Origin of the sequence: Streptomyces sp. NBC_00028, from assembly GCF_045041065.1 — a bacterium.
Taxonomy (GTDB): Bacteria; Actinomycetota; Actinomycetes; order Streptomycetales; family Streptomycetaceae; genus Streptomyces.
In genome coordinates, this window is record NZ_CP108293.1 from 2222337 (window position 1) to 2246977 (window position 24641).

Genomic DNA, 24641 nt, shown 5'->3' on the forward strand with positions numbered 1-24641 from the left:
TGGCCGCCCCGCGCCGGGATCGTCACAGGCGGGTCGTCACGAACGGGGCGCGGCCCTTCCGCCGCCCTGGGTCTCGGCCCGGGCCTCGTCGACCACGTCAAAGACGAACTGGAGCAGTTCGGCTGACAGCCCCTGCTGTTCGCCACCGCGCGCCGCCAGCGCGACGATCTGGTGCTTGAGCAGCAGGGTCTCAGCGATGACCCTCTGTACGTCGGCGTCCTGCGACCAGATCAGCGGGCTCGCGTTCAGTGCCTTCGCCAACGCGTCCAGCACGTCGTCCTCCGCACTGCGGAGGACACCGGTCCGCAGATCTCGCACCAAGTCGGCGCTGAGAGCGTCAGTGCCCGTACGCCCGTTGCCGAGATCGGCGAGCTCGGCGTCGGAGAGCGGGGCCGGAAGCTGCTCCACGAGGTATGTGATCTTCTCGGCCAGCGTCTTCGGCAGCCCTTCGCCGTCCCTAGACGCAGGCTGTTCCGCCTCGCCGGGCTCCGGCACGTCATTGCCGAAGGAACGCTCCTGCGCGCGCAGCAGCGCCTCGACGCTCACCCCGTACTTTGCCGCGAGTGCCTCGACGTACCGCTCTTCCAGGCGATGCTTCGCGGTCTCCGCAGCGGCAACCGGTCCGGCGGTCTTCGTCCCGGTCAGTTCCCTGGTGGCCGCCTGCGTGTATCCGGCATCGGCGCGCAGATCGGCAAGGTCAGGACGCCCGTCACGGGGAAACAGCTCGTCGACGTCGCGGTCGACCGCCTGGGCCAGGCCAGGCAGCTTCTCCGGGTCGGGAATCGAGCGCCCCTTCTCCCAGGCACTCACCCGCGCACCGCTGACACCCACAAGCACCCCCACCTCGGCTTGCTTTCGACCGCAGTTCCTGCGGGCAAGCAGCAGCGCCTGGGGGTCGAACCGGCGAACCGGCATCCAGCACGTCCTTCCTGGTCCAATACGGCGCTCGTCAGCAGGCCAGCCACTTGATCAATGAGCCAAACAACGATATTTTCGTTTCATCGATCGGGGCAGCTAGTCAGCTTACCCCGATTGAAGCCATCATGCCCAGCAGAGACGAAACACCTCTGCAGCACGCCCAAGCCCTGGAGCCACCGCGTGTCCTCCGTCAGTCATCCCTTGCGCCGTTCACACCCACCCATCAGGCGCAGATGACGCTGCCCTTCGGCGCGACCTGTAGAGAGTCCTTTAGCAAGGTCTGGATGTTGCCGCAGGTCATGCATATGTTCGTCGTCCCCCGCCGGGCACCCCGCCCGCTGGCAGACGACGCAAGGAGCCACATGCGGAACGCACCATCCAGCTGGGTGCGATAACCCCGAGCACAGCGACGGCGCCCAGGGAACGGTAACTCCCGGACGCCGAACGCCAGATGACACTCCTGCCCCGGCAAGGGCGGAGATTCACCCACTTCACCGCACCGGCCCTTTCCACGGGGCACACCGGCGCGGGTTTCACCACGGAGGAGAGTCCCACATGCCGCCTGCCCTGCGCAAAAGGCCGGTCTCCCCGGCCAGCGCGGCAGCCACGTACGCCCATCTGACACGCCGCTCGTCAACGGGCCTGTCGGCGACCACCGTTGCACCGCAGCCCTGGGCTCGCATGCGCCCCAAGATGATGGTGTCCCGATGAGCGGGCAGGCACGGAAGTGGGTGTGGGAGAGCAGCGCCAGCCGTGGCACGGCCCGCCTGGTCCTGCTGTCGATCGCCGACCGGATCCCCGACGCGCAGTGCGTCGCCTACGCCTCCATCACCGAGCTGATGGAGCGGGCGAACGCCAGCCGCAACGCCGTGCGCACCTCGCTGGCCCTGCTCGCGGACGCCGGCGAGCTGGAGATCCTCGACGACTACGAGGGCCCGCAGCACAGCACGGTCTACCGCATGCCGCGCCCCGCTGCCTGGCTCGCGAAGGTCGCGGCTGCGCAGAAGGCCGACCCGGAGCTGCGGGTCGAGGACATCGAGCCCCTGACCGACGCCGACCCCGCCCCCGCTCTGAAGGACCTGGACGAGGAGCGGCTGCGCAGGCACCGCATTTGGCGCACGACAGGGTCAGAATCGGGCCCCCGCCGTCAGAATCTGGCCGGGTCAAAATCTGCGCCCCCTCGTCAGAATCTGACCCCTCCCTGGGGCGGAATCCGACCCCCCTCCGGGTCAGAATCTGACCCCCAGAACTGTAGTGAACCGAAGGTGAACCGTAGGTACAGCAGCAGTAGTGCTGCCGAGGTCACCTCCGCCACCGACTGGCAGGTCGATGACGCCAGCTTGGCCTGGGCCCAGCAGCAGGGACACCTCGATCGCCTCGGCGAGCAGGGCCTGCAGGCCGCCGACGCGAAGTGGCGCCACTACCGCTCCGCCGGCAGCCCTCGCCCCGCCGCGGCCTGGGCTGCCGACTGGAAGTCCTGGATCGCCCGCGAGCACACCCCCACACCCCAGCGCCCGAACCTCTACGCCCTGCCCGGCGGCAGCCCTGCCCCACAGGCCGGCATGACCCGCGCCGAGGCGCACATGGCCGCCCTGCTCGCCGCCGTTGACGAACCGACGGGAACGGAGTAACTACCTTGGACCGCCGCGAAGTTGCTGCCGTACTCACCTACGTCGGCCGCCTGGACCCGCGCACCATCCGCACCGACGCGGGCGAAGCCCGCGACCAGCTCGCCATGTGGCACGAGCTGCTCGGCGACGTGCCCATGACCACTGGTCAGGGCTGGGATGTGCGCGAGACCGTCCGCAAGCGCGTCGTCAGCTCGCCGTACCCGATCCTGCCGGCGGATGTGGCCCGTGAGTGGCACGCGCACCGCCGCGAGCGTCTGGCCCGGCACACCGACCCCACCCCGATGGCCGACCCGGACAACCCGCAAGCGTGGCGAGCGGAGCTGCTTGCGGCGCGCGACGCCGTAGCAGCTGGGCACGCCGCACCCTCGGCGCACCGCGGGATCAGTGCCGGGCGCCACCGGCCGGGCCTGAAGGACCAGCTGGCCGCGGTCGGCTCGTACATTCCGGCCTCCGTGCGCGCCGAGCTGGCTCCGTACCGCCCGGCCCGCGCCGCCCGCGAGGCCGCCATCGCCGCCGGTGGCCCCGACGCCCTGGCCGTGCCATGCGAGTGGTGTCACGCCGACAAGGGCGAGCCCTGCCGCCGCCGGCGCATCTCCCTCGACGGCGTCGCCAGGGGCAACGCACCGCGCGCCACCGCCCACCCCGGCCGCATCGACCGCGCCCTGTCGGCGCAGGCCCAGGCGCCCGCCGCCTGACCGCAGCCCGCTTCTCCACAGAAACGTTCCGCCTTGCGTACGGCCCGCCGCCGTACCCCGAGCCCGCCTCGCAGCGCCCCGCCGCACCCCAGCCACCACCGGTGCCGAGCGTCCCGCGCCCGCCGAGGCGACTTCCGGAGACTGCCTTGCGCCACATCACCACCAACAACACCCCGACCCCGACCATCCGGGGCATCGCCGACCACAGCTGGCAGGCCCGCGGCCTGTGCCACGCCATGTCGGTCAAGGACATCGATGAGCTGTTCTTCCATGCCGCCCGCGACCGCGCCGCCATCGACGAGGCCAAGTCGATCTGCGGCCGGTGCCCGGTGAAGAAGGCGTGCTTCGACTACGCCCTCGACAACGAGATCCGTCACGGCATGTGGGGCGGGCTCACCCAGGACGAGCGCCGCCCCTGGCACGCCCGGGTCAACAAGCGCCTGGACTACGCCCGGGTGAAGGCCGCCTTCGAGGGGCGCGACATCCATCTCAGCGACGCCGAACGTGAGGCCGTCACCCGCCACGCCTACGTGCGCGGCTGGAGCCCCGAGCGCCTCGCCCACACCCTGCGCCTCGACCTCGACTGGGCGCGCGACCTGATGCGCAACGCCGCTCACGCCGTCGCCGACCGCGACCGCTACTGGGACCAGGGCGACGACACCGAGTCGGTCGACGACGAGACCGCCGAGGACGACGACGTCGCCTCGTCGGTACAGGTGCCCCATCAGGTACAGACCGACTACCTGATCGCCGCCCTCCGAAAGGCAGCATGACTAACCCCATCGCCCTGTCCCTGCCCTCCGGCATCGAGCCCGTCTACCTGGTCGCGGCCATCGGGCTGCTCGCCCTCGCGCTGGCCGGCTGGTCGATCCGGCGTAACCGGAACCGGGCGAACGGCAAGCGCGTCGGCACTCCCGCGGTCTGGGTCTCGGCCCTGGCTGCCCTCAACTGCACCGTCTACTCAGGCGACACCAGCTGGCGGTTCGCCGCCGACTACCTCGACATGGCCGGCGCCGTCGAGCGGGCCATGATGTTCAGCGCAGGCGAGGCGGCGCTGTTCGCGACCGCGCTGATGGCCCGGCAGAACCTGAAGACCCAGGGAGCGCCCGGCCTGCCCGGCGCCTTGGTCTGGGTGATCACCGGGGTGCAGGTCATCCCGGCGTATGCCGAGTCCGGCACGGTGGGCGGCACCGTGCGGGCCTTCGTCGGCCCCGTCATGGCAGCCGTGCTCTGGCACCTGGCCATGGGCATTGAGCTGCGGCTGCACAAACCGGACGCCACCTCGCAGGGGCTCCTGGCCACGCTCGGACGGGAAACACGCGAGCGTCTCCTCTCCCGCCTGGGCATCGCCACCCGCAACCGCGATGCCGCGCAGATCACCAAGGACCGCGCGACGCGGCGGGCAGTGGCGCTGGCTTCCCAGCTCGCCGCGATGTCGCAAGCGGATCGCGAGAAGGACACCAGGATCACGCGTCGGCTCCAGTCTGCTCTCGCCCGAGCCGGGGTCGGCACCGATCCTCAGCAGCGTCAGGCTCTCCTGGTGCAGCTTGCCGCCCGTCGGCACGCGGCAGCACTTGCCACCGTCCACCTGCCGTCGCCCTGGGTGCAGGACGTGCCCAGCCAGGACGCCGCACACGAGGAGCGGTCCCCTCTCGTCCCGCCCCCGGTGCCTCTGCCAGCGGCCGAAGAACAAGGCGGTCGGCGGCTGAGCACGGTCCCCAACGACGGTCCCGAAGACCACGGGGACGGGGACCGTACGGAATCGGGGACGGGGTCGAATGGGGACCGTCCACACGCCGTCTCCGACAGCAATGGGGACGGCGAACACCCCGAGATCGAATCGGGGACGGAAGCCGGAGAGGATCGGGACACCGTACTCGTCAGGGCCGAAGAGTCTCACGCAGACGGGGACGGTGATACCGCGGAGGCCCACGAAGGTGCCGCTCAGGACGGTACGGGACCGTCGCCGGCTTCCGTCCCTGAAGGGGACGAGGGTCGGGAGCACCCGAACACGGAACCGGGGACTGCGGGCGAAGGGGACCGTCCCCACACTGACGCCGGAGTGGGGACCGAAACCGACGGCGACCGTCCCCACACCGACCCCGAAACGGGGACCGAAACCGACGGCGACCGTCCCCACACCGACCCCGAAACGGGGACCGAAACCGACGGCGACCGTCCCCACACCGACCCCGAAACGGGGACCGAAACCGACGGCGACCGTCCCCACACCGACCCCGAGCGTCGGAGGACAAGGGCACAGCGAAGTCGGCCAGGTAGCGGGAAGCCCCAGCGCCCCCAGCGGAAGAAGCTGAGCACGGCGCAGATCGTCAAGATCGTCCGTCCGCACGTCGCTGCCAAGTTGGAACGGGACGGAAACGCCTCCATCAATCGGCCTCAGCTGCGCGAGATCTATCGCGACCTAGGGCTTCCGGGCGGCCGTAACGAGAGCTTGACGCCTGTCCTGGAGCGGCTACGCGCCGAGGTAAGGAGAACGACCCGATGAAGACCTGCCGCAGGTTCGCCAATATCAAGGCCGAGTTCGAGCGGGACGTCAGCTTCCTGCGCGGCCATGCCGAGCGGCACCAGGGATCCGCGCCGGCCAAGACCAGCGCGAAGAACGCCATCTCTGTGAAGCGGAACATGGCGCGGGCCCTCAACACGCACCTTGACCGCTGCCGCGAATGCGGCTGACACCTGCAAAGCAGCAGGTCAGCCGCCTGAATCCGCATTCCGCATGGTGGCCCGGCATCGGTCGGGCCACCGCTCCCGCCACGAAGGGATCGCCCATTCCTGCCCGCCACCCACGTACGCACGTCCCGTCGGTCGCCGAGGCCGGCGCCTGGGCGGACGTGCTCGTGCACCACCAGCTGTTGCACGCCGCCGTACTGGCTCCGACCGGCCAGTGGCTCGTTCAGCACCGCCCCGAATCGCCCGTCCAGGTCCTCGCCGGCCCGAACGCGATGGTCGACCTGGCCGCCAAGATCCAGCACCACACCCGCACCACGAGGAACGACACTCAATGACGAACCCCTCTCCCGCGCCCGCTGAGCCGGAACCCAACTCGACCTCAGCGGCAGCAAGTTGGTGCGAGAGTAATACTCCCGTTGGGAGTATTACTCTCGCGTCCTCCGCCCCGGGGGTGACGGAGGCGGTCCAGCACCGGGGGGCACTGGACCGGGGGGATGCGACCGAGGGCGGCTCGCATCCCGAGAAGGAGACGACTCACCCGTGTCACAACCCGCACTGCGCCCAGCACACGAGTGCACTACCGAGCCAGCCACCCGCGCGTAATCGCAAGCCGAAGACCAAAGCCAGCAAGCGCAAGCACCTGATCGCCAGCCGATTCAACGACGTTGAGAAGCAGTCCGTGCTCGACGCGGCGGCAACGTGTGCCATGACACCGTCCGGCTTCCTCGCCCATGCCGCACTCAGCGCCGCTCGCGATCTCACACGTACAGAAGCCGAGGTCGCCGGCGAACGCGAAATGAAGCGCCAGCTGTTCGCCCTGGGCCCCGCTCTGAACCGGATCGGCAACAACCTCAACCAGGTTGCGGCAGCGCTGAACAGAGACGAGCGGGCACCGCAGGCCCGAGCGGTCCTTGAGGGAGTCGACCAGGTTCGCCTGGAGGTGCACGCGTTCATCCAGCACTACCTGGACAGCGAGCGTCCGGCAGCGTGATCCCCTCGGTCAACCCCATGGGCGACAGCACGTATGGCCTGCTGGATTATCTGTACGGCCCCGGCAAGGCCGAGGAGCACATCGACCCCCACCTCGTCGCCGCGTGGGACAGCCTGGCCCCTGATCCCGGCCGCAGCCCCGACCTCAAATCGACACTGCGCGACCTGCAGATCCTGCTCGACCAGCCCGTCATGGCCTTGCCCAAAAGTGAGAGGCCCGCCGAGCATGTATGGCACCTGTCCGTACGCGCCGCCCCCGAAGACCCGATCCTCACCGACGAGCAGTGGGCAGCCATCGCCGGCCGCATGGTCTCCGCCACCGGCATCGCCCCCGACGGCGACGACGCCGCCTGTCGCTGGGCGGCCGTCCGCCATGCCGACGACCACATCCACATCATCGCCACCGTCGTCCGCCACGACGGCCGCCAGGCCCGGATCCGCCGCGATGGCGCCCGCGCCCAGGCGGAAGCCCGGCAGATCGAAATCGACTACGGCCTACGGCGGGTGAACACCGGCGACGGAACTGCCGCCAAAGGCCCGAGCAGCGCCGAACGCCATAAGGCGAACCGCCAGGGCAAGGAACGCACGCCACGCGAAGAACTACGCGAGACGGTGCGCCGCGCCGCCGCCGGCGTCACCAGCGAGAAGGAGTTCTTCGACCGTCTAACCGCCGCCGGCCTCCTGGTCCAGCAGCGCGTCGCGCCCTCCGGTGACCTGCTCGGCTACAAGGTCGCTCTGTCCGACGACCGCAACGAGGACCAGGAGCCGATCTACTATTCGGGCTCCACCCTCGCGCCAGATCTCTCCCTGCCCCGCATCCGCGAACGATGGGCAGGCAACACTTCCGAGCCCGACCAGGACACCACCACGGACCGCTCCTCCGGGTCGGATCGCATCAGGCCCGCGGACGCGCGCCGCCAAGCGACGACGGCGTCCTGGCAGGCCGTGCTCATCATCGATCAGGGTGAGGACGGGCAGATTGCCGGCCTGATCGCCGCGGGCGGCGAGGTCCTCGACGCCCTCGCCAAGACGTCGGCCGCGCACACCCGGCGTGAACTTCGCGACGCCGCCTTCGCGTTCGAGCGATCCACCCGCTCCCATATCCGGGCCGAGCGCATACACGCCCGCGGCCTGCGGAAGGCCGCCCGTGACCTGGTCCACGGTGGGCCGGCACTCGGGCGGGTGGAAGACGGTGCAACGACCGCCATGCTGATCGACATGGTGTTCTTCCTGGTCACCGCCGCCGCCCAGTGGCACGCGATGAAGGGGCACGCCCAGCAGGCCGCTGCTGCCCGCCAGGCGGCCGAGCACCTGCGCGCCGCCTACCAGGCCGCAGCACCGATGTATCTGGGCGTCATGCGCGACCGTGGCCGCCGCATGTCCCTGCCCCTGCAACGCAAGCAGACGGCCTACCTGCGCCAGGCGGTGCCGGAGCTGGCCGAGCAGGTCTTCGCCGAGCCGGGCTGGTACGCGCTGGCCTCCACCCTCGCCGACGTCGAGCGCGCCGGGCACGACCCGGCCGCGCTGCTGGCCGAGGCCGCCGAGCGACGGGAGCTGGGTACCGCGGAGTCGATCAGCGACGTCCTCGTGTGGCGGCTGCGACGCATGGCCGCCCTGCCCGCCGACGCGTCCACGCTGCCCGAGCACACCACCACCGCGCCCACCCCAACCCGGCCTGCCACAAGGCGTCCGACGAAGAGGAAGGAGCGCCCCGCCAACTCCCGCTGAATTCAACAATCTTAGAGTTGCAGCAGGTCAGGGACTTGCTGCACTCTCCTCATGCAGGTGAGACGACAGAGACGGAGACGGCATGTTCCGAGGTAACCATGCGGACCGAGAGTTCCGTGAAGCCCAGCGTGCGGGCCAGGCGCTGATGGCCATGCACACCGAGTGGCCCGAGGCTCCCGTCCCGGCCGCTGCGCCGACCCCGGCCGTGCCGACCGACGCCACGGTGGTGCCCGACTTTCTGCCGCCGGAATTCCGGGCACCGAGCCGCCAGGACGTGTCGGGGTTCATGATGCGCTGGGACCTGCCGCTCGTGATCGACGGCGAAGTCCACGCCTGCCACTGCGGCGCGTACCGGAATTGGATCGTCTTCAACATGCGCGACGACTCGGTGTGGCTGCGCTGCGAGGCCGGCCACGAGGCCCACGAGACCCGGCTGGACAGCGCCTGGTACAACCGCAACTCCGGTCCGGTCGACCACTTCCACCCCACCCTCGAAGACGGCCTGCGCCACCTCGGCCACTGAAGTACGCGAAACCCCTTCCCCCACCCCTGCGTTCGTCGGCACCCGGAGGGCCGACCCGGTCAGACCATCCGTCTCGCATCACCAAGGGGTTTCAGGTATGCGCCGCTCTACCACGACCGCCCTCGGTCTCAGTGCTGTCTGCGCCGTCCTCGTCCTGACCGGCTGCGCCGGCTATGCCGAGTCCGCCGGCGCCTCCTCCCGCGCACACCGGGGCGGCAGCACGCCCACGGCGCTCGTGGCGCTGTCGTCGACTCAGCTGAACCAGCGGCTGCTGAACGAGAGCGATCTGGGCAAGGGCTATACCCGCACGCCCAAGGCCCCTCGCCGCAATGACGACGTGACCGTGATCGGCTGCCCGGCGCTGGAGAAGCTCGGCGGCGACACGGCCACGGGCTCCGGTCTCGACTTCGCCCGCAAGGCGGAGGTGTCCTTCACCTACAGCGGCAGCAGCAGCTCCGAGGTGAGCGAGGAGCTGTACAGCGACAGCCCGGCGAAGCTCTCCAGGGGCATCTCGAAGGTCTTCGACGCGATGCTCGCCTGCCCCTCGTACCAGGTCGCCTCGGGGAGCACGGTCGTCGACATGGGCACCGAGAAGTCGGCCGCGCCTGACCTCGGCGACGAGCAGTGGAGCCAACTGCTCACCTTCTCCGCCGGCGGGCAGCGCAACATCGTCAAGCAGACGGCGATCCGCACCGGCAACGTCCTGGTCATCGTCTCCGGCTCACCGGGCCTCGTCGACACCCACGTGGACAAGGCGCTCACCAAGGCGCGCACCGACCGCTGAGCCGCTCCTCCACCGGCCCCGGTGTCCGGGCCTGTCCACCCGGCAGGCCCGGACACCGGGGTCTCGTCGTATCGGGCGCTCAGCCGTTGAGACGGAGTTCGCCTGGCTCATAACGGAGTTGGAAGGTCTGGGCATGCTCCCCGTCCATCCAGTACAGGGTCATGGTCGACAGCATGCTGCGCTTGATGTACCGGGTGCGTGAAGGCATTCCTTCGTCCTGCGCGACGATCCACTTCTCCACCCGCTCCGGCAGGCCGAACCTCAACGCATAGGCATCGGTGTGCTCCGCGGAGCGCAGTTCCCACACAGGGTGGGACGCTGCCTGGTTGATGCGGCGCAGGCGCACCGCATGCGTGGGGTGCGCTCTCGCGTAGTTCACGAAGCCGTACAGGTCATCCGACGCCAGGCCCAGGACGAACGGCGCTGCCGGAAAGGCCAGAACAAGGCCCAACTGCGAACGGCTGTACAGGGCCTGAGCAAGGCCGTCGAGCGGCCCGCGAATGGCATCGGGCAGTTCCACGTCGCCCGGGTCCATTTCCAGCAGCGGGCCACGAAGATACGTGCGTATCTCGCGCACCTTCGGCCGCTCGGCCGCCGGGGTCGTTTCGAGCACGGCGTGAATCGTGTCTGCGGTGTTCTTGACGAGATTCCGCAGCACGGCGAAGTCCGGTGCGGAGAGGTCGATCAGGGATATCTGGTGGGCCAGCGCGTAGTCCTGGGCCTCCGGGCTGAAGCCGGACGTGGAGAAGATCGCATAGCTGTAGCGGTATCGCGTCCGTGGCCGGCCGGTGCCCACAGCGGTAAGTGTGGTCGTCTCGCCCTCGTTTACGTCGTGGATCACACCGTGCCCGTTGCGGACGGTGGGCAGACCGACGGGGGCTGTGGTCAGGTATTTCGCCTCAACGAACAGACGGACTGGCAGGGAGAGCGGTGGCACGTACCGGAACTGCCCGAGCGCGTCGACCTGGTGCCAGGCGCCGCGTCCGCGGACCAGCAGACCGTTCTTGTCCTCCTTCAGGACCTTCCACGGCTCTTTGTCCTGGTCGTCGTCGGCCGTGAGGACTTCGAAGCCGCTGGAGCGCAACAGCCAGGCCAGCACCTGCTCCAGGAGGTAGCCGCGCAAGGGTCCTTTGCCGATCACTTTGACAGCCACGCAGGCGATCCTACGTACAGCCTTGATCTTGCTTGCAGGGTGCTGTTCGGAGCACTGATGCCGGTACGCCAGAGGCCCGGTGGGTTCCGCTCTCGTGATTAGAGCGGAACCCACCGGGCCTGGTTAAAGGGGCATCGCCCCATCGATTACTCACCTCGGTCAGCAGCTACTCGCGGCCGTCAGCCGCGGCGGACGACGGTGAGGCGGTCCTCCGCGCCCACGGGCAGCGTGCGCCGTGGTACCGGGCCGGGTGCGGCGAGCGAGGAGGCGAAGGCCGCGACCAGTTCGTGCGGGGCGCTCGCGCTGAAGGTCGCGCACCACAGGTACGGCGCCCCGAGCACAGGCTCCGCCCACGCCTGCCATCCCAACAGGTCATCACGGGGGTCGGCGTCGTGGATGAGCGGCGGCAGCATCTCTAGCGAGACGTTCGTGGAGAAGCCGGGATCGGTGGCGGTCGTACGAGGGCAGTCCATGTCGCGCAGCCAGCCCCGGGCGCTGAGCGCGGTAAGCACCGCCTCGGCGTGCTCGAGCCCGGTATCGGGGGTCTCGCTGGCGTCGAGCGCGAGCAGGAAGTCGGTGAGCGCCTCGTGCGGTACACCGGCGGTGAAGTAGGCGTTCCACTCGGTCAGGGCCGAGGCAGGGTGCGGGCGGGCCGACATCTGCCAGGCCACCGGGAGGCCGCCCAGCTCGAACGGATAGGCGGCGAGGATCCACTCGGCGCCGCGTAGGCCGTCGGGGCTCACATAGAGCAGCGTGTTGCGAGAGGTCGGCCACATGCGCCAGCCGAGGTCGGTCAGGGTCTCACCGATCCGTTCGGCGAGGACGCCGTCATCGCCGGCCAGGTGGCGCGGGGTGACCCAGTACATCGGGTCCGGCGACTCAGGGCGGGTGGGATCGATGGGGTGGTGCGGGTGCAGGGGCGCCTCCGTCAGTCCGGGGTGAGTCAGTGGCCGTCGTTCGGCGGGGTTGTGCCGCGTCGCCGGCGCGCGGGTGCCTCGACCGGGGCCTGCCAAGTCAGCGCGACGGCCACGGCGGGAGGCAGGGGGCCGAACTGCTCGGCCTCCGGCGATTCGGCGATGTAGACCATCGGTCGGCCGTGCCCGTCCACCAACGTCTCCACGCCGCCGAGACGGTGGGCCATGGGGAAGAACGGGTTGATGGCGAGGCGCACGGGCGTGTCACGGTCGCAGGCGGACAGTGCGTCGATGATGTCGCCGACGGTCATCTCGGGCGAGTGCGAGTCCAAGGCATTCTCCTAGCGGTAGCGGACGAATCCGCGCAAGCAGGGGCAGGGTACGCGACGCGTATATAGGGAGGGACGTGTCCGTCACAGGGGGCGGGAGGTGGACAGGATCCGAGCCACGGCATCGGCGACGATCTCTGCCGGCGTGTCCGTACCGAAGGCGATGCGGTAGCCGAGGACGTTCGCGGTGCCGGTGACGGCGATGACCCAGCCCTCGCCCGTTACCCCGTCCTCGTCGGCGCCGCCAGGCCGGCCGTGCGGGAAGTAGCCGAGGTAGAAGCGGCCGTCGCGGGAGCTGATGTGTACGTCGGCGCGGTCGTCGACGATGTGGGTGAAATCGGCCTGCGAGAACTGGTCGATCACGTCCATCGGCTGGCCAGCACCGAGCTTCCAGGAGCGGAGCCGCAGGGCCGCAACCGTGGCGGCAAATCCGGGTTGCGCCGAATCAATTGCCACAGTGTCACCTCTCTGACCTGGGGTTTTCCGGAAGGTCGTTTAGGTTGACATGGTGTTGCCGCGTCCACCAGTCCTTTGGGCGATCTTCCCTGTCTGCCGCCAGCGAACTGTCCTTTGACAGCGAACCCAGTCGTTTGCCACCGAACCGAGCCCGATCGAAGTCGGGGCGGGAAGCCGGGTGCGTCCCTCGTCAGCACCGCACGCGATCCGTCGCGTCAGAAGAGCACAACTAGGCTTTCGCCAGGTCGGTCTTGGCCTTCACGCCGGGGCGGGGTCCACACCCTCTCGCCAGAGTCGCCCATGATGGTGGTCAACTCGCTGATCGCGGCAGCGGAGTTGGACCCGCTGGCGAGAGCGGGAGCTTGATGCCGCGAACGAAGCACTCCTCGGCGGAGATCACTTCCCGCTCTTTCGCACCGCCCCGGCGGACGAGGATGTCCACCACTGACCGGAAGCCTACGTATGTGTTCACGACCGAGCGGTCCTGCATGTACAGCGAGTCGTAGTCGCGAACCCATCGCAGAACAAAGGTTCTACTGAGCGTTGCCGATGGTGGCGCTGAAGGTCTGGCCGGTCAGAAGGTTGACGGCCCGGCGCTGGAGACAGCGCGCGATGGCCTGGGACTGCGGGCGCAGGAGCTTCGACCAGTTGTCGAAGTCGTTCTGCTCGTCGGTGAGCTTGACGGCCGAGTACTCGTTGCCGCCGGAGGTCACGGCGATGGTCCGCTCCGCGTTCTCGTCGAAGACGATCGGGTTCGAGTGGTCGTTGCGCCACGCGTAGTCGTGGAACGGCAGGATGCCTTCGACTTTCATGGAGATGGTGTTGTTCTCGGCACCCTTGAACTGGTCGACGCCCTGCTACTGAAACAGGTTCGAGATGGGCAGCTCCTGTTCGATCAGCCCCACAGCAGTGTTCACGAGCTTCCTGGGCTTTATGACCTGACGCTGTGCGGTGGGCAACTGTGCTACCCCTACGAGGGGTTGGCGCCGGGCTGGCGGGTTGGATCCTGTTACCGGCTGAGCTAGCCGAGGTTTGTAAGGCTGTCGTAGCGTGATCGCCTCAAGTAACGAGAAATGCCTGACGGGGTGCCTTAGACCGCCTCGTCTCCCACCTGTCACCACCAAGCACTCGCTCCGCACATGTCGTCCGGAACTGGCTCAACTCAAAGAACAGGGCCGAGCCGAGGAAACGCCACCCGATTGAGACTCCTGCCTCTTGGCACAACCTGAGGCAGCACCAGAACCCGCAGTGTACAGCGACGGCGCATGACACGGAGATTGAGAATCTACACCTCCTGCCGCGAAACGGCCCTTCCATTTATGACGCGGAAATGAGGCTGGCGTTTTGTGCCAGCGCCGCCAGATCACAAGCACCGTGCTCGAAAACTCTGATGAGTCGGGCTGGTCGCAATCTGTCCCACCCGCGCACCCACGGCACCGAACTCGTGGGCGAGGTCACGCAGTACAAGAACTTCTACGGGTACTACTAAGACAGGGGGTACACGATGTCGCCCGAACCTGGCACCTTGGGAACAAGGCCGTAGGCCCGCGCGAAGGAGTCAAAATATTTCTCAGCCGAGGCGGTGGAAGGAGCTGGCCACTCGTCTTCCTGCTGTCCTCCGACGGTACCGAACAGCGCGATGGATCGAGCTGTTGTCTTCGCGTCATGCCGCGGGTAGTACCGGACCCCGTCGAATCCAGCCTCTTCCCAGAGATGCGCCCATGCCTGCGGAGCCGAGTACGGGGTCAGGGTGGACAGTTCCCTCCCCAAGGCTCCAAGAATCGAGCAAGTGCGACGGGTTAGGTCGACAACACGGGCACGGAGCGGCCTTCGGCGGTCGCCCACTCCAGCGGCATCACCTCGCCCAGCGGCTGCCGGGTCAGGTCCATGCCGCCGACGTGGATGCCCATGTGCCGCGGCAGCGTGTGGAGTTGGGCGGCCAGGGCGCGGACCTCGCCCGGCAGGTCGATGTCGGGGCCGGGCGGGGTGTGGTGGATGTGCCGGGTCAACTCCCGGATCTGGGCGGCCGGGTAGCCCAGGACCCGTGCCGCGTCGTGCACCGAGAGCCGGGGCTGGTAGGTGATCACGTTGGCGACCTGGGCGGCGTGGTCGCGTCCGTAGCGCTGGTAGACGTACTGGATGACCTCCTCGCGGCGGCCGGCCTCGAAATCGATGTCGATGTCCGGCGGCCCGGCCTTCTCCACGCTGAGGAACCGTTCGAACAGCAGGCCGTTCTTGAGGGCGTCGACTGCGGTGATGCCGAGGATGTAGCAGACGACGCTGCTGGCCGCGGAGCCGCGGCCCTGGCACCAGATGCCGCGGCCGATCGCGTACTGCACGATGTCGTGGACGATCAGGAAGTAGCCTGCCATGTCCAGCTCGGCGATCACGGCGAGTTCGTGGTCGAGCTGTTTCCACGCCGCGCGCGCCTCCGGGTCGGCGGCATCGCGTTCCCCGTACCGGGCGGTGCAGGCCCGCTCGGCGAGGTAGCGCAGCCATGTGTCCCCGGTGAACCCGGACGGGGTGGGAAAGCCGGCAGGTGGGGCCGCAGCTCGCCGAGGTCGATCACGCAGGCTCGGCCCAGTTCGAGGGTGGTCTCCAGGACGTCCGGCCAGCGGTTCATCCGCTGGCGCATCTCGTCGTACGAGCGCAGGTGCGCAGTCGGGGCCGGCATCAGGTGGCCAGCCGCCTGGTCGAGGGTCTCGCGGCGGCGCAGCGCGGTGAGCGCCTGGGAGAGGCGGGCCTGGCGGGGTGCGGCGTAGTGGACGGCGCCGGTGGCCACGACAGGCAGGCCGAGTCGGCGAGCGGCGACGACGGTGACGTCGTTGGCAACCGAGTCGCCGGGAAGATGGTGGTCGACGAGTTCGGCGTACACCCCGTCGGCGCCAAACACCTCGGTCAGGCGGTCCAGGCGGCGGGTAACGGTCGCGACGTCCCTCCGGTCGGTGCCGGGGGCGGGGTAGCCGGGCAGGACCGCCCAGTGGCCGCTGCCCGCAGCTTCGCGCAGCAGATTCAGGTCGTAGACGGGGGCGGTCTTGGCTCCAGCCAGCTGGGCAGCGCTGATCGTCGCCGACAGCAGCCGGAAGCCCTCCACATTGCGGGCGAGGACCAACGGGGTGCCCAACTCTGGATCGGCGAGGGTGAGTTCGGCTCCGTACACGGTGCCGATCCCGGCCGGGGCGGCGGCCTCGGCCAGGCGCCGAGCCGCGTACTGGCCGTCCCGGTCGGTGACCGCAAGCACCGTGATCCCCAACTGAGAAGCCTCGGCGACCAGTTCGTCTGGCTGGGCTGCGCCTTGTAGGAAGGAGAAGGCAGTGTGGACGTGGAGTTCGGCCCAGCCAAGCACCTCCTCCCCCACGGGCTCGGCGCCGGTGCGACGGGCAGTGGTGGGCAGGTGCAGGACGCGGGCGTCGCGCTCACCCATAGTGCGCCTCGGCCCACCAGAGGCCGTGCTCGATCACCAGCAGCCAGGCGTGCCCGTCGGCGGTCGCGATCTGCAGGCGCGCGATCCGCCGGGCGTGAGCGCGGTCCCACCACTGTTCGATCGCTGGCCACGGTCCGCTCCAGCCGTCCACTGCGGCCTATCCGTGCCCCTCGACCGCGAGACGGGCCGGTGCGGCGGACAGGGCGAGGCGTCCGGAGACGTTCACCTGCTGGCCGCCGGTATCGATGAGCCGGGCGGGCAGCCAACGCGGGAACACGGTGGCGGGGTGTGGGGCTGGCAGCCGTCCGGGCCACGGGCCGGCGGGCGGCCGGGGTCCGGTGCCCACGTCGCCGACCGGAACGTGGCGGACCTGGTCGGCCAGGCCCCGGCCGCCGACCAGCTCGGCGCGCACCACAGCGTGGTGGCCGAGCATCGCCTGGACCCGGGCCGCCGCCCGCTCCACCTCCTGCGGGGTGTCCCGCTCGCCGAACAGGACGCTCTGCCGTCCGGGCGCCGCCGTCAGCTCCTCGGGGCGCAGGCTGAGGCGGACGATGCCCCCTTCGGCACCGACGTCGAGCTGTCCCGCGTCGGTCCATGCCTCCAGGAGGCCGCGCACGCGCTCGGCCACCGCGAGCGCGGACAGCCGGCCTTCGTGACGGTAGGTCCGCGACAGGCTGCGGCCGTCGGCCAGTTCCACCACGGTCTCCAGCCTGGCGCCCACGACGCCCGCTGCCGCCAGGCGCTGGTGGAGCTGCTCGGCGGACGCCTTCGCGGCGAACACGACCGTTCGAGCAGGTGCGCGGCCGGCTCGAAGGCGTACGTCACCGTGTGCTCATCCGATGCCGCCCGTACGGCGAGGGGGCGCTCCGCATGTCCGCGGGCGATGCGGTGGGCGGCAATGCCCTAGGCACCGAACCGGGCCAGCACCTTGTTCTCGGGCAGCGCCGCGAACGCGCCGACCGTGCGGATCCCCAGCCGCTCCAGCAGCTCCACGAGCCGGGGCGCCCCCAGCACGCCCACCGGGAAGGGGGCAAGCCACGCCGCGTCCGCGCCCGAAGGGACGAGCTGTCCGGCGCGGGCGGCGAGCGCCGCCGTGAAGACCGAATCCGCGATGCCTCCGCGGGCCGGAAGGCCCACGTCGGCCAGGGTGGCGATCAGGCGGTCGACCAGCTGCGGCTCGCCGCCCCAATAACGGGACGGGCCGCGGGCGGGCGCGGCCAGCAAGCCAGGCCGGATCACCTCCAAGCGCGGCATGACGGTGCCCTCGACGTGTCGCACGACGGGCTCGAAGAGCCGGAACTCGGCGGTGAGATCCCGCTCGACCACGCGCAACTCGGCGCAGCGGGCCTGTGCCGCCCGCACGCGCATCCGCCTGCGTACACCCGCCGTACGCGCGGACTCCGAGCAGGCCACCACTTCGTTGCGGTGGACGACGGCGACCGGCTCCGCCCTCTGGGCGCCGACCGCTACAACCGGGTAGTCCGGGACCCAGCCGGCGATGATCCTGCTGCCCACGCCAGTTCAGCCCGCCACGCGCAGCGCCGGCCAGCCCTCGCTCCCCACGGCCGTCAGCGCCTTCGACGTGCCCGTCGCAGCCGTGTCGGTGCGGACGAGAGCGACCCTGCCGTCGGGGCCAGGCAGCAACATCTGCGCGTACCGCGGCACCGCGGAGGCTCCGCGCCCTACGGCCATGACCTGAACCCGCCGACCGCCCAGCAGCCCGTGCCCCTCGCCGATCCCGTCCCAGACCGAGGAGACGACGTTCATACGGACCGCGGCACCCTCCCAGGACTCAGCAGCCAGCAGCACCGACCCGCTGCGTCGGAGCACCGCGGCAAGACGACGTGCCACCTGGCCGGGCACTGGACCGAGCCGCCCCACCAGAACCACCGGTACTACCTCGGCCAACGTGGCCACCACCTGTACCCACTGCCGCCCGGGCTCGTCGACCCACAGCCCGCTCGCCAAATCCAGGCCGGCGGACTGGGCAGCGAGGACCCCCAGATGGGGTAGGCCCACCGCCGCCCAACCGATCGCGCCTACCGACGCTTCGGCGGCGAGCGCCAGCAACAGGGGCAAGTCTCCCCCGATGCTGACCGCAGTTCCGGGACGGACACGTCCCTCCGGCAGCAGGAAACCGAGAGGCGACCCGTTCACCACCTCAGCAACATCCTCGCCCGCGTGCCCGCTCGTTACCGGTCTTGCACTCATTACCTCGATATTCGAGCATTAGTTCGAATGATTCAAGTCGGCTGACCCGCAACGGTGTGAGGCTCAGCGCTAGTTGGCCACCCGCAGCGATACATTGGCCACTCGGTCCGGCAGCGGAAGAACCACGTTCCAGTGGGAGCATGTCCACCCTCGGAAGGGTGCCGCACATGGCACTGGACACCCAAAAGTCACAAGATAATCACGGTTATCCTGTGGCCATGACGGTGACTACCCGGACGGGCGCGCGAACCCTGATCAGGCGGGGCGCCGCTGTCCTGCGTCCGGGTCCGGGACATGGAAAGGGCACCGGTGGAGCAGCCTGCTCCACCCGGCGCCCCGGAAGGCTGGTGCGTCAGTTCAGGAAGACGCAGACCACCCCGACCACGGTGAGCACGCCGCTGAACGTGGAGCCCGCCAGCCGCCAGCGCAGCCAGCGCGGCGTGGGGGCGGTCGCACTCCCGGCGGTCAGGCAGAAGACCAGGGCGGCGAACATCGCCGCGGCGACGATCACGGCGACCGTCCAGCCGATCCGGCTGCCGCTCGGCGCGCCGTTCGTGAGGTCGAGCAGCAGGCCGTACACCGCGCCGATGTCGACCACGGCGACCACGGCCGCCCCGCCGGTCCAGGACCAGAGCGGGATCGAGCTCAGCGCATCAGCCACTGCGAGGCGGTACGTGGTGAGCGTGGTCCCTGCAGCGAAGAGCAGGCCGAATACGGCGAACAGGACCCAGGCATCGGTCGTCACGCCTCCCCCTCATTGAGGATCACCTGCCGGGGCCGCGACTCGACTCCCGGAACGCCGGTGTCCCTGAATAATAGGGACGCGGGAGAAAATTCGACAAACACGGAGGTCAGGGTGGCAGGAAGGCCCGAGAGGCCGGTCCCGGAAGATGTTCCGCTCCCTGTGCAGCAGTTGGCCCTGCGGCTACGGGACGTGCGCAATGCCGCAGGCCTGACCTACTCCCAACTCAGTGCCAGAACCCGGTACAGCATGTCGGGACTTAGCCTCGTCTTCGCTGGCAAGAGGTTCCCTACCTGGGAGATGGTCGCGGCCATTGCCCGCGCCACCGACACCGACGTGCAGGAGCTGCGCCTTCTCTGGGAGGCAGCCCGAGAGTCCGCCGGGGCCGCCAGAACGGCAGGGACGGTCGCCCGGAACATTGATGCTGTTGAACCCGCGGCCCTGCGTGCGCCGCCCGTTGGCGCGAACCGGGTGATGGAGTCCGCAGCCCGGGAGATGCAGCAGCGCACTGTTGTCCACGACCTGTATCAGCTGGCGGGGCGACCGAGTGTGCGGGAGCTGGCAGACGTCACGGGGCTGTCCCGGTCCGCCGTGCACCGGGCAGTGTCGGGTCAGTCCGTGGCCGGCGCGCGGAGAGTGGCCGACGGCCTAGTCGCCCGCCTGGCCCCTGACGTGCGAGAGGAATGGGCGGCCAAGATCACCAACGTGTTCGAGGGGGCACCCCCAGGTACCGAGGACACAGCACCGTTCCAGGCCCTCCACGCCAGTGACCGCGAGATGGTCGCCGAGGCCTTCTCCGAGTTCGAACGCAGCCTCCAGCGGATGCGCAACCTGCTCGCCCACGGTGCCGTGCAGGCCCCAACGGAAATCAGAGCCCAGGTGTTCGTTCTGGCAGCCACCATTGAGGAAACTCGAATGGGCTGGCGCCCCCAATCCTTCGTAGGGGGCGCGGAACAGTCCGGCGGTGAGGCCCGGGCGAGCAGCTCGGCCCCGGACCGGAAGGACGATGCATGACCTCGGCCGACCAGGCAAGTGCTGGTGCGGGCGAGCGCCGTTACGCGCCGCCGGGACGCACGTCGCCTCAGCTGGATTTCCCGCCTATCCGCAACGGCATCGACTACCTCGTCAGCGTCGTCGAGCGCCTAGACGAGAACACCTCAGTGGTCGACGACCGCGACCTGAAGTACGCCGTCCTGCACCTGCAGGCCGCGGCAGAGGTCCTGCTCAAGGCCCGCCTGCAGCTTGAGCACTGGAGCCTGGTCTTCAAGGATCCCGGCACGGCGACCAGGAAGGCCTTTGACAGCGCGGACTTCGAAAGCTGCGGCACCGTTGCAGCGGTCGACCGCCTGCGCGACATCGCCGGCCTCGCCTTCGACAAAAAGGAGACCGACGCGCTGAAGGAACTGGCAAAGGACCGCAACGCGCTGCAGCACTACGGCCTTACCCACAGCGCCCGCGCGGTCGAAGCCCGTGCCGGCCGGGTGCTCGACTTCCTCATGCGTTTCCTTGAGGACGACCTCCTGCCCCTGCTCAGCAGCCGTGAGCAGGGGAGGGCCGCCCGGGACATGGTCACGGTGAGCGAAGGAGTGCGGAACATCAGCTCCTACGTCAAGCGGCGCCTGGACCGACTCCGGGGCGAGCTACGAGGGCACGAAAGCCTGACCGTGCAATGTCCGGACTGCGAACAGATGACTCTGGTCCTCGTTCCAGGCGGGGGCACGTGTCACTTCTGCGGCGCTTCCTGGTCCTCCGATGCGTCCCTTGCCAGCGATTTCCTGGACGTTCTCAACGCGGAGGGCCTTGTGCAGTGCCCGCAGTGCGACGAGTACGACGTCGTGGAAGGCCTGGTCTTCGCGGACGATCCGATCGCGTCCGACACGGTGTTCTGTCTCAGTTGCACCGCCCGCTACACGAGTGCGGAGCTGACCTCGTGTGCGGGATGCTTGCGCTGGTGGCCCATCGAGGCGGATGACGGCGGCCCAATCGCCCCGCTGTGCCCGGGCTGTCGGGCACAGGCCGAACCGGAGGACGGCGTATGACCACGGCGCTGGATCGCTCGCCGCGGGCGGCCCGCTCTTCTATGCGACGTGACCCCCGCGAGCAATGGCCGGAGCACGCCCGGCGGCTGTACGACTTCCTCGTCGGCATCTGCGGCGCCGAGGACCCGCTGCCCACCCCGGCTGCCGGGTGGGTCGTCCATCAGCGCAGCACGAACACACAGCGCGCGTACGCCCGGGGCAGTCCGGACAGGTAGGCCGCGCGATTCGCCTCGGCAAGGTGTGCAAGACAGGCGGAGTACGGCTCAACCAGACGACCGTGGCACCCCTCGTCTTGAGGGTCTGACCGGTGTGCGCACTGAGGCCAGGAGCGCGCCACAAAAGGTGATAGGGAAGGTGCCACATGACGCAGGACGGGCCATTGCAACAAGCGGTTGCAGGTTGAGGAAGGTATGCAGAAGCCGTCGGCCAGCCAGCCCACGGCCAAGATGGACGCGGTGGGCCACCCGCTCGCAGCGCCGAGCCAGTTGGGGATAATCCGCTTGCGCCGAGTCATGCCGAAGCCCGATCCTGCTCTGTTCGCCACGTTCACGGTAGAAGGGCCGAACCAGTGACGATGACCGGCAGCGAGAGCCTCGCCGAACTCCAGGCGGTGGACCGCCGCGTGCTGCATTTCACGCCTTTCGGCCTCGGCGGAGCCATGCGCCCCGAAGACGCAGCGGATTACCAACAGCGTCTGATCTCCAACCTCGTGCTGGACGATGACGTGGCGGAAGCAACCCGGCAGAAGTTCCAGCAACTACGTACCTGTTACTGCCAGGGCCTGTTGTGCTACGAGCTGTTCACACTGGTCGCGGACGTCGCCAAACTGACCCTCGAACAGGCGCTACGGGACCGGTTTACCGCCCACCACAGCGGCACGATCACCGTCCGGGACCGCTCTCAGGTCGAGCACGAGATCGCCTACACCACCTACGCGGACTTCTTCGAGCAGTACAAGAAGGCCGGCGGAACCAAGATCCGTATGGGCAGCTCGCGCACCTGGACCGGGTTTAACGCGACACTCGACGGCCTGCTGCTGTGGGCACGACGCGAGAACCTTCTGCGCGGCCAGCGCAACCGCGGCATCGAACGGGCCAAAAGGGCCCTGCGGAACCTGACCGCCCACGGCACATCCCACCTCCTCAGCCCCGTCGACGCCTACCGCGACCTGTCCGACCTCGCGGAGATCATCAACCATCTGTGGGGGCACTCCACCGCGGGAGGCCGCCTCTACCCGGCGCCGATCACTCGCGACGTGGTCGCCATCAGCTGGAACAGCACCACTGTGCACGCCGCGCACGCCGCGTACCTCGTCCACCAACAGCCAGGAGAGGATGACTTCACCTATGTGCTGGCACGAGCGGTCTTCTGGCCCGGCGAGCGCGAAGATCCCCACCTGATGGAGTACGACGCCCTCCACGCCACCACCCGCTACCCCGCGCAGTACCTGTGGGGTCCCGGCAGCCGCGCGGAGGCGATCGCCTGGTTCGAGAAGGAAGCGCCCGAGTCAGACTGCTGCGACACTCTCGACCAGGTCTTCGTGATCCGTGTCCACGACGGTCGGATCCACCTGCCGATGTACCCAGGCGTTGCCGCAGCGCTCCACACACCGGAGCGGCAAGGGGACTGGTACGCGGTCCGTGCCGACGGGCCCCACGAGGTGCTCGCCCACGTGCGCGCCCTGTCCTCCGCAGCAGGCAGACATGCCCGTTCCAACGAGTGCGGGGAATGCTCCGTAGAGACCATCGCCCGCGGAGACCTCGCCGCCGTCCTCCGGGCCGCGCAGACCGCCGGCTGCGACATCACCCCTGTGGCTGTGCCAGACATTCGCACCTCCTTCGCTGACGTTATGGCCCCCAGGGCGGTCGCCGCCTCAACATAACGGCCACTCCGGCCGTCCGTCGTGAACGTCCTGGCCCGGACGTCGTCACTTCACCGTTCCGCATCCGCTGACCGAGCCCTGACAGGCGTCCACAGGCCGGTGCATCGGTGTGGACTACGTCGTACGGTGCTGAGAAATGATCACGAGCACAGGGATGCACGATGCAGTGCGGGGTAGTGGTGGAGGAACTGGCGTCCGATGTGATGGGAGAACAGCCCGCGGACGCACGGCGTGAGGTCCTGGAGCTCGTCGAACGGGTGCGCTCGGCACCAGCGCGTGGCCGGACGTACGGGACCCCGGCAGTGTCGAGGAGATCCGTGAGGCGTTCGGGGCACGCTCCTGGATCCAGTACATGCCGTACGACGGGGCCATCGAGGTACGAGAGATCGGTTGGGCGGGATAGGGCAACGTGAGGGCCCGCAAGTCGGTGTGACTCCCGGGCCCTGGCATCTGTATTGATGCAGTTGTGTCAGTCTTCGCCGGGCGGTGTGTTCTCGTCGCTGCGGCGGGCACGGGCGGTCAGGAGTATTCCGATGCCGCTGGCGACGAGGAGTCCTGCCCCGCCGACGAGCCACGGGCTGGCCTCGGCACCGGTGTGGGCGAGGGAGCCGACTGGGGTCTTCGACGTGGTATCGCCGGACGCATCGGCTGTCGGCGAGGAGCTGGTGTCCGACGTCGGGGAGTCCGCCGTGCCGCCGCCCACGTTGTCGCCTTGCGTGGTCGCCGTGCTGGTCGGCTGGTCCGTCGCCTTCTCCGTCGGAGCGGGGCTTGAGTCGGTCGCGGTCTTGGCGTTGGTGACGGTCACGATGACCGGAGCGTCCGGAGCGGCGGTGAACGTCTTCGAGGACTTGTAGAGGGTGTAGCCGGAAGGCGCCTTCATCTGCTTGACCCAGAAGTCTGTGCCGGTACGGGAGTTGATAGGAAGTTTGCCGGTGGCGGTACCGTCGGAGCCGGTGGTCAGCGTGAGAAGGGTCTTGTCGCCGCTGCCGATGTTGACCGTGGACCCAGCCAGCAGTCTGCCGGTCTTGTCGTCCTTGGCCTTCAAGAGCACCGAGGCGTCCTTGAACGGGTCGACGAGCGTGAGCGGCGTGTCCGTACCCGGGGTGACGATGACGTCCTGGTCGTCGACCGTGTCGTGCAGGTTACTGCCGCTGGAGATCTCCTTGAGGCGGTAGACACCCGGTGCCAGGTCCTGGAAGGCGAGCTTGCCCTGGGCGTCGGTCTTGCCGCTGGCGGCTTCCTTGCCCGCGGAGTCGAAGAGCGCGAAGGACGCGCCGGCGAGCACATCGCCGCCGGGGTCCTTCTTCAGGATGGCCACGCCACCGGTCTCCGACTCGCCCGCGTTGCGCGGAGCCGGGGACGTGGATTCGGGCGGGGTGGGATCGGTGCTCTGGGCCGAGGCAGTCGGCGCCCAGGACAAGGAACCGGTCACCGTGGCGGCGACGGCGACAGCGACCGGGAGGGTGCGAGCGAAACGGATGCGCAAGAAAGGACTCTCCAAGGGATACAGCGGAAACAGGCAAGGCGGGCA

General features: G+C 69.0%; 28 protein-coding genes. 14 read left to right on the forward strand and 14 right to left on the reverse strand.

Features of this window, described 5'->3' with window-relative positions:
- Positions 1 to 36: 36 nt before the first annotated feature.
- Positions 37 to 915 (reverse strand): helix-turn-helix transcriptional regulator, encoded by an 879-nt coding sequence (locus tag OG885_RS09755; protein WP_405729121.1) that lies wholly within the window; start codon positions 913 to 915, stop codon positions 37 to 39.
- A 710-nt stretch (positions 916 to 1625) separates the two neighbouring features.
- Here OG885_RS09755 and OG885_RS09760 point away from each other — a divergent pair.
- The 10 genes from OG885_RS09760 (at position 1626) to OG885_RS09805 (ending at position 9960) form a co-directional block, all read left to right on the forward strand.
- Positions 1626 to 2549 carry a helix-turn-helix domain-containing protein gene (locus OG885_RS09760; protein ID WP_405729124.1) on the forward strand — a complete coding sequence of 308 codons (924 nt, stop codon included), beginning with the start codon at positions 1626 to 1628 and terminating at the stop codon, positions 2547 to 2549.
- 5 nt (positions 2550 to 2554) lie between these two features.
- The gene (locus OG885_RS09765) at positions 2555 to 3244 is read left to right on the forward strand and encodes a hypothetical protein (RefSeq protein WP_405729127.1); all 690 of its coding nucleotides are present in this window, start codon (positions 2555 to 2557) and stop codon (positions 3242 to 3244) included.
- A 146-nt stretch (positions 3245 to 3390) separates the two neighbouring features.
- Positions 3391 to 4017 (forward strand): WhiB family transcriptional regulator, encoded by a 627-nt coding sequence (locus OG885_RS09770; protein WP_405729130.1) that lies wholly within the window; start codon positions 3391 to 3393, stop codon positions 4015 to 4017.
- Positions 4014 to 5750: a hypothetical protein gene (locus OG885_RS09775; RefSeq protein ID WP_405729133.1), complete on the forward strand. Its 1737-nt coding sequence runs from the start codon at positions 4014 to 4016 to the stop codon at positions 5748 to 5750. Before OG885_RS09770 ends, OG885_RS09775 begins: the two co-directional genes overlap by 4 nt.
- Complete coding sequence (locus OG885_RS09780) at positions 5747 to 5938, forward strand: hypothetical protein (protein ID WP_405729136.1); 192 nt, start codon at positions 5747 to 5749, stop codon at positions 5936 to 5938. Before OG885_RS09775 ends, OG885_RS09780 begins: the two co-directional genes overlap by 4 nt.
- Complete coding sequence (locus OG885_RS09785) at positions 5929 to 6270, forward strand: hypothetical protein (RefSeq protein WP_405729139.1); 342 nt, start codon at positions 5929 to 5931, stop codon at positions 6268 to 6270. The genes OG885_RS09780 and OG885_RS09785 overlap by 10 nt, the downstream gene beginning before the upstream one ends.
- Positions 6271 to 6386: 116 nt before the next feature.
- Entirely contained in the window at positions 6387 to 6926 is a 540-nt protein-coding gene (locus OG885_RS09790; RefSeq protein ID WP_405729142.1) for a plasmid mobilization relaxosome protein MobC, read from the forward strand.
- 17 nt (positions 6927 to 6943) lie between these two features.
- Positions 6944 to 8653, forward strand: a complete 1710-nt coding sequence (locus OG885_RS09795) for a relaxase/mobilization nuclease domain-containing protein (RefSeq protein ID WP_405729145.1) — start codon at positions 6944 to 6946, stop codon at positions 8651 to 8653.
- Positions 8654 to 8735: 82 nt separating this feature from the next.
- Positions 8736 to 9176: a hypothetical protein gene (locus tag OG885_RS09800; protein WP_405729148.1), complete on the forward strand. Its 441-nt coding sequence runs from the start codon at positions 8736 to 8738 to the stop codon at positions 9174 to 9176.
- Positions 9177 to 9273: 97 nt separating this feature from the next.
- Positions 9274 to 9960 (forward strand): hypothetical protein, encoded by a 687-nt coding sequence (locus OG885_RS09805; RefSeq protein ID WP_405729151.1) that lies wholly within the window; start codon positions 9274 to 9276, stop codon positions 9958 to 9960.
- 79 nt (positions 9961 to 10039) lie between these two features.
- On the opposite strand, the gene OG885_RS09810 is transcribed toward OG885_RS09805, so the two are convergent.
- The 12 genes from OG885_RS09810 to OG885_RS09865 all read right to left on the reverse strand — a co-directional run bounded on the left by OG885_RS09810 (position 10040) and on the right by OG885_RS09865 (position 19192).
- Positions 10040 to 11113, reverse strand: coding sequence for a hypothetical protein (locus OG885_RS09810; RefSeq protein ID WP_405729154.1), 1074 nt, complete (start codon positions 11111 to 11113; stop codon positions 10040 to 10042).
- Between the two features lie 179 nt (positions 11114 to 11292).
- Positions 11293 to 11979 carry a DUF317 domain-containing protein gene (locus OG885_RS09815; protein WP_405729157.1) on the reverse strand — a complete coding sequence of 229 codons (687 nt, stop codon included), beginning with the start codon at positions 11977 to 11979 and terminating at the stop codon, positions 11293 to 11295.
- A 77-nt stretch (positions 11980 to 12056) separates the two neighbouring features.
- Positions 12057 to 12338, reverse strand: coding sequence for a hypothetical protein (locus tag OG885_RS09820; protein WP_405742667.1), 282 nt, complete (start codon positions 12336 to 12338; stop codon positions 12057 to 12059).
- 102 nt (positions 12339 to 12440) lie between these two features.
- Entirely contained in the window at positions 12441 to 12812 is a 372-nt protein-coding gene (locus OG885_RS09825) for a DUF317 domain-containing protein (RefSeq protein ID WP_405729160.1), read from the reverse strand.
- Between the two features lie 533 nt (positions 12813 to 13345).
- Positions 13346 to 13624: a hypothetical protein gene (locus OG885_RS09830; RefSeq protein WP_405729163.1), complete on the reverse strand. Its 279-nt coding sequence runs from the start codon at positions 13622 to 13624 to the stop codon at positions 13346 to 13348.
- A gap of 987 nt (positions 13625 to 14611) precedes the next feature.
- On the reverse strand, positions 14612 to 15307 hold the full coding sequence (locus OG885_RS09835; RefSeq protein WP_405742668.1) for a hypothetical protein: 696 nt from the start codon (positions 15305 to 15307) through the stop codon (positions 14612 to 14614).
- Positions 15199 to 16236: a PHP domain-containing protein gene (locus OG885_RS09840; protein ID WP_405729166.1), complete on the reverse strand. Its 1038-nt coding sequence runs from the start codon at positions 16234 to 16236 to the stop codon at positions 15199 to 15201. Before OG885_RS09840 ends, OG885_RS09835 begins: the two co-directional genes overlap by 109 nt.
- Positions 16229 to 16387: a hypothetical protein gene (locus OG885_RS09845; protein ID WP_405729169.1), complete on the reverse strand. Its 159-nt coding sequence runs from the start codon at positions 16385 to 16387 to the stop codon at positions 16229 to 16231. The genes OG885_RS09840 and OG885_RS09845 overlap by 8 nt, the downstream gene beginning before the upstream one ends.
- A gap of 6 nt (positions 16388 to 16393) precedes the next feature.
- Positions 16394 to 17017, reverse strand: coding sequence for a hypothetical protein (locus tag OG885_RS09850; RefSeq protein WP_405729172.1), 624 nt, complete (start codon positions 17015 to 17017; stop codon positions 16394 to 16396).
- A gap of 122 nt (positions 17018 to 17139) precedes the next feature.
- Positions 17140 to 17751, reverse strand: coding sequence for a hypothetical protein (locus OG885_RS09855; protein WP_405729175.1), 612 nt, complete (start codon positions 17749 to 17751; stop codon positions 17140 to 17142).
- A gap of 6 nt (positions 17752 to 17757) precedes the next feature.
- Positions 17758 to 18315: a hypothetical protein gene (locus tag OG885_RS09860; RefSeq protein ID WP_405729178.1), complete on the reverse strand. Its 558-nt coding sequence runs from the start codon at positions 18313 to 18315 to the stop codon at positions 17758 to 17760.
- Between the two features lie 484 nt (positions 18316 to 18799).
- Positions 18800 to 19192: a hypothetical protein gene (locus tag OG885_RS09865; protein ID WP_405729181.1), complete on the reverse strand. Its 393-nt coding sequence runs from the start codon at positions 19190 to 19192 to the stop codon at positions 18800 to 18802.
- A gap of 159 nt (positions 19193 to 19351) precedes the next feature.
- Between OG885_RS09865 and OG885_RS09870 the strand changes: the two genes are divergently transcribed.
- From OG885_RS09870 to OG885_RS09885, 4 genes are all read left to right on the forward strand, one after another.
- Positions 19352 to 20203 carry a helix-turn-helix domain-containing protein gene (locus OG885_RS09870; RefSeq protein WP_405729184.1) on the forward strand — a complete coding sequence of 284 codons (852 nt, stop codon included), beginning with the start codon at positions 19352 to 19354 and terminating at the stop codon, positions 20201 to 20203.
- A complete protein-coding gene (locus tag OG885_RS09875; RefSeq protein WP_405729187.1) occupies positions 20200 to 21228 on the forward strand; it encodes a hypothetical protein in 1029 nt (342 codons plus the stop codon). Before OG885_RS09870 ends, OG885_RS09875 begins: the two co-directional genes overlap by 4 nt.
- Entirely contained in the window at positions 21225 to 21443 is a 219-nt protein-coding gene (locus OG885_RS09880; protein WP_405729190.1) for a hypothetical protein, read from the forward strand. The genes OG885_RS09875 and OG885_RS09880 overlap by 4 nt, the downstream gene beginning before the upstream one ends.
- Before the next feature lie 359 nt (positions 21444 to 21802).
- Positions 21803 to 23110: a hypothetical protein gene (locus OG885_RS09885; RefSeq protein ID WP_405729193.1), complete on the forward strand. Its 1308-nt coding sequence runs from the start codon at positions 21803 to 21805 to the stop codon at positions 23108 to 23110.
- Between the two features lie 469 nt (positions 23111 to 23579).
- On the opposite strand, the gene OG885_RS09890 is transcribed toward OG885_RS09885, so the two are convergent.
- On the reverse strand, positions 23580 to 24596 hold the full coding sequence (locus OG885_RS09890) for a collagen binding domain-containing protein (RefSeq protein WP_405729196.1): 1017 nt from the start codon (positions 24594 to 24596) through the stop codon (positions 23580 to 23582).
- Positions 24597 to 24641 lie beyond the last annotated feature (45 nt).